This is a genomic window from Micromonospora sp. AMSO12t (assembly GCF_008806585.1).
Classification (GTDB): domain Bacteria; phylum Actinomycetota; class Actinomycetes; order Mycobacteriales; family Micromonosporaceae; genus Micromonospora; species Micromonospora reichwaldensis.
The window spans coordinates 1-8545 of the sequence record NZ_WAAS01000266.1 but is presented as its reverse complement, the minus strand read 5'-3'; the positions used below and the strand labels follow the sequence as shown (position 1 = coordinate 8545).

The 8545-nt window shown below is 74.4% G+C and carries 7 protein-coding genes; all 7 read left to right on the top strand.

The features are described 5' to 3' along the window. Positions 1-230 precede the first annotated feature (230 nt). The gene (locus F6X68_RS27145) at positions 231-1049 is read left to right on the top strand and encodes an SAM-dependent methyltransferase (RefSeq protein WP_151456929.1); all 819 of its coding nucleotides are present in this window, start codon (positions 231-233) and stop codon (positions 1047-1049) included. A gap of 4 nt (positions 1050-1053) precedes the next feature. Then, positions 1054-3231 carry a bifunctional diguanylate cyclase/phosphodiesterase gene (locus F6X68_RS27140; protein WP_151456928.1) on the top strand — a complete coding sequence of 726 codons (2178 nt, stop codon included), beginning with the start codon at positions 1054-1056 and terminating at the stop codon, positions 3229-3231. Then, entirely contained in the window at positions 3228-3728 is a 501-nt protein-coding gene (locus tag F6X68_RS27135; RefSeq protein WP_151456927.1) for a DUF456 domain-containing protein, read from the top strand. The genes F6X68_RS27140 and F6X68_RS27135 overlap by 4 nt, the downstream gene beginning before the upstream one ends. A gap of 579 nt (positions 3729-4307) precedes the next feature. Then, entirely contained in the window at positions 4308-5669 is a 1362-nt protein-coding gene (locus F6X68_RS27125) for a glutamine synthetase family protein (protein ID WP_151456925.1), read from the top strand. Between the two features lie 19 nt (positions 5670-5688). Then, positions 5689-7044, top strand: coding sequence for an aldehyde dehydrogenase (locus F6X68_RS27120; RefSeq protein WP_151456924.1), 1356 nt, complete (start codon positions 5689-5691; stop codon positions 7042-7044). 4 nt (positions 7045-7048) lie between these two features. After that, entirely contained in the window at positions 7049-7816 is a 768-nt protein-coding gene (locus F6X68_RS27115) for a 3-oxoacyl-ACP reductase (protein ID WP_151456923.1), read from the top strand. Next, the gene (locus F6X68_RS27110; RefSeq protein ID WP_151456922.1) at positions 7813-8526 is read left to right on the top strand and encodes a gamma-glutamyl-gamma-aminobutyrate hydrolase family protein; all 714 of its coding nucleotides are present in this window, start codon (positions 7813-7815) and stop codon (positions 8524-8526) included. Before F6X68_RS27115 ends, F6X68_RS27110 begins: the two co-directional genes overlap by 4 nt. Positions 8527-8545: the final 19 nt, after the last annotated feature.

Below are 8545 nucleotides of genomic sequence, written 5' to 3'. Positions count from 1 at the left end.
GGTGACAAGCCCTCGTCGCCCACGGCATCGGAGCCCCCGGACCGGGCGGGTCCGTGACGGACATCCGACGGGCCGACGAAGTGGGTCATGGGACCTCCCGGAGCCGGCAGTACGCGGCCTAGAGTGGTGAGCACCACACGACCCGCGGGTCGGCCGGTGCCTCGCGTACCCCCACGTGACCGCGGCACCGGCTCCCTCCCGCACCGCGGCGACGACCATGAGGTGCAGCAGTGCAGATGCCGGACGGACTTCCCGCCGAGATCGACCTCTCCCGGCCGAGCGCGGCCCGGGTGTACGACTACTTCCTCGGCGGGGCGCACAACTTCGAGATCGACCGGCAGCTCGCCGAGCAGATCGCCGGCATGACCCCGAACCTGGCGGCGACCATGCGCGCCGGCCGGGAGTTCCTGCGTCGCGCCGTACGCACGCTGCTCGACGCCGGCATCGACCAGTTCCTCGACATCGGCTCCGGCATCCCCACCGTGGGCAACGTGCACGAGGTCGCCCAGACGGCCAATCCGAAGGCCCGGGTGGTCTACGTCGACATCGACCCGGTCGCGGTGGCGCACAGCCGGGAGCTGCTCGCCGGCGACGAGCTGACCGGGGTGATCCACGGCGACCTGCGGGAGCCGGAGCGGATCCTGGCCGCAGCCCGTGACCTGGGGCTGCTCGACTTCAGCCGGCCGCTGGGCATCCTGCTCGCCGGGGTGGTGCACTTCGTCCGGGACGCCGACCGCCCCGGCGAGATCCTGGCCACCCTCCGGGCCGCCGCGGCCCCGGGCAGCCACCTGGTCGTCTCACACTCCACGTTCGAGGACCAGCCGCAGGAGATGCTCGACGCGCAGCGCCTCTCGGCGCGTACCGACACCGAGATCACGCTGCGCTCCCGGGCCGAGGTGACGAGCTTCTTCGGCGACTGGACGCTCCTGGAGCCGGGTGTGGTGCACATGCCGCTGTGGCGCCCCGACTCGCCCTCCGACGTCGACGAGCACCCGGAGCGGTTCGGCGCCTTCGGCGGCGTCGCCCGGTACGACCAGCCCACCGCCTGAGCCCATGGCCGCCGTCCCGGAGCCCGGCGGCGACGACCTCAGCCGGTCGGGCGCCCAGTGGTACGCGGCCGAGTGGGCCAGGGCGGTGCGCCGGCTCGGTTTCGTGCCCCTCAGCGCGGCGGAGACCGAGCGCCTGCTGCACCTGCACACGGTCCGGCTGGCCCAGGCCCTGCTCGCCGAGCCCTTCTCGCCCCTGCCGGCCGAGGAGGTGGGGCGCGCGCTGGTCGAGGAGCACCTGACCGAGCCCCGGGTGCTCGACTGGTCGGTGCGGGCCCTCGGCGACCGGTTCGCCGCCCGGGTGGTGCCGGGCCGGGCCGACGGGGACGGGACGGCGCAACGGGTCGCGGCGTTGCAGGGCGCACTCGCCGCCGGCTTCGCCCGCGCCCTGCGCGACCGCACCTTCGCGCAGCAGGAGCGGATCGCCCGCTCGGCCTGGCAGGCCCGCGACGACGTGGAGCAGGCCCTGCGCGACAGCGAGGCCCGGTTCCGGGCCGTCTTCGTGGGGGCGGCCACGGGGATCGGCATCGCCGGTGTCGACGGCCAGATCATCGACGTCAACCAGGCGTTCGCGGACATGCTCGGCTACTCCATCGAGGAGCTGCGCGAGACCAACGTGGCCGCACTGTTCCACCCCGACGACGCGGCCGGGATGTGGGAGCTCTACCAGGAGCTGATCGAGGGCAAGCAGGACCGGGCCCGGGTGGAGAAGCGCTACTACCGCAAGGACGGCAGCGTGGTCTGGACGGACCTGTCCGTCTCGCTGATCCGCCACGACGACGGCCGGCCCCGGTTCACCGTCGCGATGATCGAGGACATCACCGAGCGGCACGAACTCCAGCAGCGGCTGCGCTTCCAGGCGCTGCACGACCCGCTCACCGGCCTGCCCAACCGGACGCTGTTCTTCGAGACGCTGGGCCGGGTCTTCGACGTCGCCGACGCCGCCCGACGGGTCGGGGTCTGCTTCCTCGACCTGGACGGCTTCAAGGCGGTCAACGACAGCCTCGGCCACGACCTCGGCGATCGGCTGCTCGTGGTGATCGCCAAGCGGCTGGCCGACTGCGTCGCGGGCCGCGGCCACCTCGTCGCCCGGATGGGCGGGGACGAGTTCGTCATCCTGGTCGACGACGGCGCCGGGATCGACGACGCGGTGGGTGTCGCCGAGCTGGCCCTGGCGGCGGTCTCCGCCCCGGTCCGCATCGGCGAGCAGCAGCTCGCGGTGTCGGCGAGCGTCGGGATCGTCGAGTGCCCGGTCGGCGGGACGAGCGCCTCGGAGCTGATGAAGGCCGCCGACACCACGCTCTACTGGGCGAAGGCGGAGGGCCGGGGCCGGTGGGCGGTCTACGACCCGGAGCGCGGCGCCCGGGACCTCGCCCGTTCCGCCCTGGCCGCCGGACTGCCGGCCGCGCTGGACCGGGGCGAGTTCGTCGTGCACTACCAGCCGATCGTGTCTCTGGTCGAGGGCTCGATGCTGGCCGTGGAGGCGCTGGTCCGGTGGCAGCACCCGGAGCTGGGGCTGATCGGGCCGGACCGGTTCATCGGGCTCGCCGAGGAGACCGGCCTGATCGTCCGGCTCGGCGAGTGGGTGCTGCGGCAGGCCTGCCGGGACGCGGAGGCGTGGCGGCGCGAGTTCCCCCGGGCGCAGCTGGTGGTCAGCGTCAACCTGGCCGCCCGGCAGGCCGACGACCCGGGGATCGTGGACACCGTGGCCGACGCGCTGGCCTCCACCGGGCTGCCGGCGGATCTGCTGCAACTGGAGCTGACGGAGAGCGCGGTGATGGGCACCGCCGGGGAGCCGCTGCGGTCGCTGCACCGGCTGGCCGCCCTCGGCGTACGGATGGCGATCGACGACTTCGGCACCGGCTACTCCAACCTGGCGTACCTGCGCCGGCTGCCGATCCACTGCCTCAAGCTGGCCGGGCCGTTCGTCGAGGGCATCCGGGGTGAGGACGCCGAGGCGGTGCCCGACCACCGGGACGAACGGATCGTGGACGCGCTGGTGCGGCTGGCGCACGCGCTGGAGCTGTGGGTGACCGCCGAGGCGGTGGAGACCGGGGTGCAGGCCGAGCGGCTGCGCGCGCTGCGCTGCGACACCGGGCAGGGGCGCTTCTTCGGCCCGCCCGCACCGGCGGCGGAGATCACCGCCCGGCTACGTGGCGACGACGACCGGGGAGCAACGGCATGAGCCTGACGGACAGCGAGGCGGCGGTCGCCGTACTCGCCGGGTTGGCGATCCTCGCCGGGCTCGCCGGGGTGGTGGTGCCCGGCCTGCCGGCGCTGCCGCTGTGCTGGGGCGGGGTGCTGGTCTGGGCGATCTTCGGCGGCGCCGGGCCCGGCCGCTGGGCGGTGCTCGCCGCCGCGACCGTGGTCGCCGCGGGCGGCACCGTCGTCAAGTACGCCTGGCCGGGGCGGAACCTGAAACGCACCGGGGTGCCCACCTCGTCGCTGCTCGCCGGTGGGCTGCTGGGCCTGGTCGGCTTCTTCGTGGTCCCGGTGATCGGGCTGGTGCTCGGCTTCGTCGGCGGGGTGTGGGCGGCGGAGCGGCTGCGGTTGGGCGACTCCCGGCTGGCGTGGCCGGCGACGAAGCAGGCGGTCGCGGCGGCCGGCCTGTCCATGCTTGTCGAGTTCCTCGCCGGTCTGCTCGTCGCCGCGCTCTGGGTCGCCGGGCTGCTGCTCACCTGAGCAGACGCGGGCGGCCGCGCAGGATCGGACTAGTGCGGGGCCGGGCCGGTCGCTCGGTTCGAGCCGATGCGGGTGTGGTGCGGGCGGCGCGGGGCGGGCGTCGGGTACGGCGCAGCGCCGTACGGTGAGAGAGAGGTGACGGGCCCCGCGCCGCCGCGTGCCGGGCGGTCCGAGCGCCCGGCGGTGGCCCGTCGCGATCGGGCCTGGTCACGGGCTCAAGCATGCGGCGCACGCGCCGGCACGGCAACGCAATTTGCCCGGCTCGGCCGGCCTGCCCACCCGCGGTGGCGGCCTGCCCACCCGCGCGGTGCCGCCCTGCCCAGTTGCGGGCGCCGGGCGTGCCGGCCGGGGCCGCCGTGTGCCGTCTGGCCCCCTGTCGAGCTGCCCCACCGCACGGGGCAGCTCGACAGGGGCCGGTCGGACAGGGCGGGCGGCAAGGGCGGACGGACAGAGACAGGGCGCAGGGGCGGACGCTGCGAGGCGGGCCCGGGTGCGTTCCGGGGCGGTTGCCGGGATGCCCGGCGGGGCATTGACGGTCGACCGGTTCAGCCAGTAGACCTTGGTGATGGAGGCCCGCCGATGAGGAAAGCTCCGCTCACGTTGGAACAGCTGCGGGTCGCCGTCGCAGAGGATGAGATCGACACCGTGGTGCTGGCCCTGGTCGACATGCAGGGCCGGTTGCAGGGCAAGCGGTTCCACGCGCCCTACTTCCTCGACCAGGTGGCCGCGCACGGCAGCGAGGGCTGCAACTACCTGCTCGCCGTCGACGTCGACATGAACACGGTCGACGGGTACGCGATGTCGAGCTGGGAACGCGGCTACGGCGACTTCGCCATGGTGCCGGACTTCGACACCCTGCGCCGGGTGCCCTGGCAGCCGGGCAGCGCGCTGCTCCTGGCCGACCTGGCCTGGCTGGACGGGTCCCCGGTGGTCGCCTCGCCCCGGCAGATCCTGCGCCGGCAGCTCGACCGGCTGGCCGCGCACGGGCTGACCGCGTACGCCGGCACCGAGCTGGAGTTCGTGCTGTTCCGCGACTCGTACGAGGAAGCATGGCAGCGCGGCTACCGGGATCTGACCCCGGCCAACCAGTACAACGTGGACTACTCGCTGCTCGGCACCGCCCGGGTGGAGCCGCTGCTGCGCCGCATCCGGCGGGAGATGGCCGGGGCGGGGCTCACCCCGGAGAGCGCGAAGGGGGAGTGCAACCTCGGCCAGCACGAGATCGCCTTCCGCTACGACGAGGCGGTGGCCTGCGCCGACCACCACGTGATCTACAAGAACGGGGCGAAGGAGATCGCCGCCCAGGAGGGCATGTCGATCACCTTCATGGCCAAGCCGAACGCGCGCGAGGGCAACTCCTGCCACATCCACTTCTCGCTGCGCGACGCCGACGGCCGCTCGGCGATGCTCGGCGACGGGCCGGCGCACCTGTCGACGACCGGGCAGCGGGTGCTGGCCGGGCTGCTGGCCACGATGCGCGAGTTCAGCCTCCTGTTCGCCCCGAACATCAACTCGTACAAGCGTTACCAGCCCGGGTCGTTCGCCCCCACCGCGCTGCGCTGGGGCACGGACAACCGCACCTGCGCGCTGCGGCTGGTCGGGCACGGCCAGGGCATGCGGGTGGAGAACCGGGTGCCGGGGGCGGACGTGAACCCGTACCTGGCGATCGCGGCACTCGTCGCCGGCGCGGTGCACGGCATCGAGCGCGAGCTGGAACTGGGCGAGGAGTGCACCGGCAACGCGTACGACGACCCGGCCGCCGACCGGGTCCCCGGCACGCTCCGCGACGCCCTGGCCCTCTGGGAGGGCTCGACGGTGGCCGCCGAGGCGTTCGGCGACGAGGTGACGGCCCACTACGCCAACCAGGCACGGATCGAGCTGACGGCCTTCGACGCCGCCGTGACGGACTGGGAGCTGATCCGTGGCTTCGAACGCCTCTGACGAGGGAGAGGGGTCAGGCTTGAGTGAGGTGGTGGATCCGGCCACCGGGGAGGTCGTGGGGTCCGTGCCCGCCACGTCGGTCGGGGAGGTCGACGCGGCGATCGCGCGGGCGGACGCGGCCTTCCGGCGCTGGCGGGCGGTGGCGCCGGGGGAGCGGGCGCGGGTGTTGCGGCGGTTCGCGGCGGTGGTCGACGCGCACCTGGAGGAGCTGGCGCGGCTGGAGGTGCGCAACTCCGGGCACACCATCGGCAACGCGCGGTGGGAGGCGGGCAACGTCCGCGACGTCCTCGACTACTACGCGGGCGCGCCCGAGCGGCTGACGGGGCGGCAGATCCCGGTGCCGGGCGGGCTGGACGTGACGTTCCACGAGCCGCTCGGCGTGGTCGGGGTGATCGTGCCGTGGAACTTCCCGATGCCCATCGCCGCCTGGGGCTTCGCGCCGGCGCTCGCCGCCGGGAACACCGTGGTGCTCAAGCCCGCCGAGCTGACCCCGCTGACGGCGCTGCGCCTGGCGGAGCTGGCGCGTGAGGCGGGCGTGCCCGACGACGTGTTCACCGTGCTGCCGGGCGCCGGGTCCGTGGTGGGGGAGCGGTTCGTCACCCATCCCGCCGTCCGCAAGGTCTGCTTCACGGGCTCCACGGAGGTGGGCACCCGGATCATGGCGGGCTGCGCCGCGCAGGTGAAGCGGCTGACCCTGGAGCTGGGCGGCAAGAGCGCCAACCTCGTCTTCGCCGACGCGGACCTGGAGCGGGCGGCGGCCACCGCCCCGTACGCCGTCTTCGACAACGCCGGCCAGGACTGCTGCGCCCGGTCGCGGATCCTGGTCCAGCGGCCGGTGTACGACCGGTTCCTGGAGCTGCTCGAACCGGCGGTGCGCGCGCTGCGGGTGGAGGACCCGGCCCGGGACACGGCCGAGATGGGCCCGTTGATCTCCGCCGCCCAGCGGGACCGGGTGGCCGGGTACGTCGACGGGGCGAAGATCGCCTTCGCCGGCTCCCGCCCCGACGGCCCCGGCTTCTGGTACGCCCCGACGGTGCTGCTCGCCGACTCGCCCGCGGACCGGCACTGGCGGGAGGAGATCTTCGGCCCGGTCGTCTCGGTGCTCCCGTTCGACGACGAGGCCGACGCGATCCGCCTCGCCAACGACACCGAGTACGGCCTCTCCGGCTCGGTCTGGACGCGGGACGTGGGCCGGGCGGTGCGGGTGGCACGGGCCGTGGAGGCGGGCAACCTCAGCGTCAACTCGCACTCCTCGGTGCGCTACTGGACGCCGTTCGGCGGGATGAAGCGTTCCGGGCTGGGCCGCGAGCTGGGCCCCGACGCGTTGCACGCCTTCACGGACGTCAAGAACGTGTTCATCGCGACGGAGGAGTGATCAGGTGCGGGGTCGTCTTGAGGGCCGGGTGGCCGTGGTCACCGGAGCGGGCAGCGGGATCGGGCTGGCCACCGTGCGGCGGTTCGCCGCCGAGGGGGCCCGGGTGGTCTGCGTGGACGTCGACGCGGAGGCGGGTGGGCGGGCCGCCGAGGAGGTCGGCGGCGAGTTCGTCGCCACCGACGTCGCCGACGAGTCGGCCGTACGGGACCTCTTCGACGGGGTGGCCGAGCGGCACGGGCGCATCGACGTGGCGTTCAACAACGCCGGCATCTCCCCGCCGGAGGACGACTCCATCCTGACCACGGGGCTGGACGCCTGGGAGCGCGTGCTGCGGGTCAACACCACGAGCGTCTACCTCTGCTGCAAGCACGTCATCCCGCACATGCGCCGGCAGGGCAAGGGCTCGATCATCAACACCGCGTCGTTCGTGGCGCTGATGGGGGCGGCCACCTCGCAGATCGCGTACACGGCGAGCAAGGGCGGGGTGCTGGCGATGACCAGGGAGCTGGGCGTGCAGTTCGCCCGGGAGGGCATCCGGGTCAACGCGCTCTGCCCCGGCCCGGTCGCCACCCCGCTGCTGCTGGAGCTCTTCGCCGCCGACCCGGAGCGGGCCGCCCGCCGGCTGGTGCACGTGCCGATGGGACGGTTCGGCGAGCCGGAGGAGATCGCCGCCGCGGTGGCGTTCCTGGCCAGCGACGACTCGTCCTTCATGACCGCCGCGCAGTTCGTCGTCGACGGCGGCATCACCGGCGCGTACGTCACCCCGCTGTGAGCCGGCCACTGATCGGGATCACGGCGTACGTCGAGCCGGTCGGTTGGGGGGTGTGGCGGGACGTGCCGGCGGTGCTGCTGCCCGAGGCGTACGTCCGGGCGGTCACCGCGGCCGGGGGCCGGGCGGTGGTGCTGCCCCCGGACGACCGCGACGCGGACGTGCTGCGGGTGCTCGACGGGCTGGTCCTGGCCGGCGGCGCGGACGTCGACCCGGCCCGGTACGGCCAGCCGCCGGCGCCCCGCACCGAGAGCCGGCCCGGCCGCGACGCGGGCGAGCTGGCCCTGCTCACCGCGGCGCTCGACACCGACCTGCCGGTGCTCGGGGTCTGCCGGGGGATGCAACTGCTCGCCGTCGCCGCCGGCGGGGCGCTGCACCAGCATCTGCCGGACCTGGTGGGGCACGACCTGCACCGCCCCGCCCCCGGCGTCTACGGCGGGCACGGCGTGCGGTTCGCTCCGGCCAGCCTGGCCGCGACGGTGATGGCCGGGGTGGACCGGGTCAACTCCTACCACCACCAGGCGGTGGCCGACCCGGGCCGGCTGGCGGTGACCGGCTGGTCCGACGACGGGGTGGTCGAGGCGGTCGAGGATCCGCACCGGCCCTTCCTGCTGGGCGTGCAGTGGCACCCGGAGAACGAGCCCGATCCGCGACCGATCGCCGCCCTTGTCCGGGCCGCCCGGGAAGGCCGGGCCGGCCCGGCGCGCCGGTGACACACTCCCCGCCACCGTA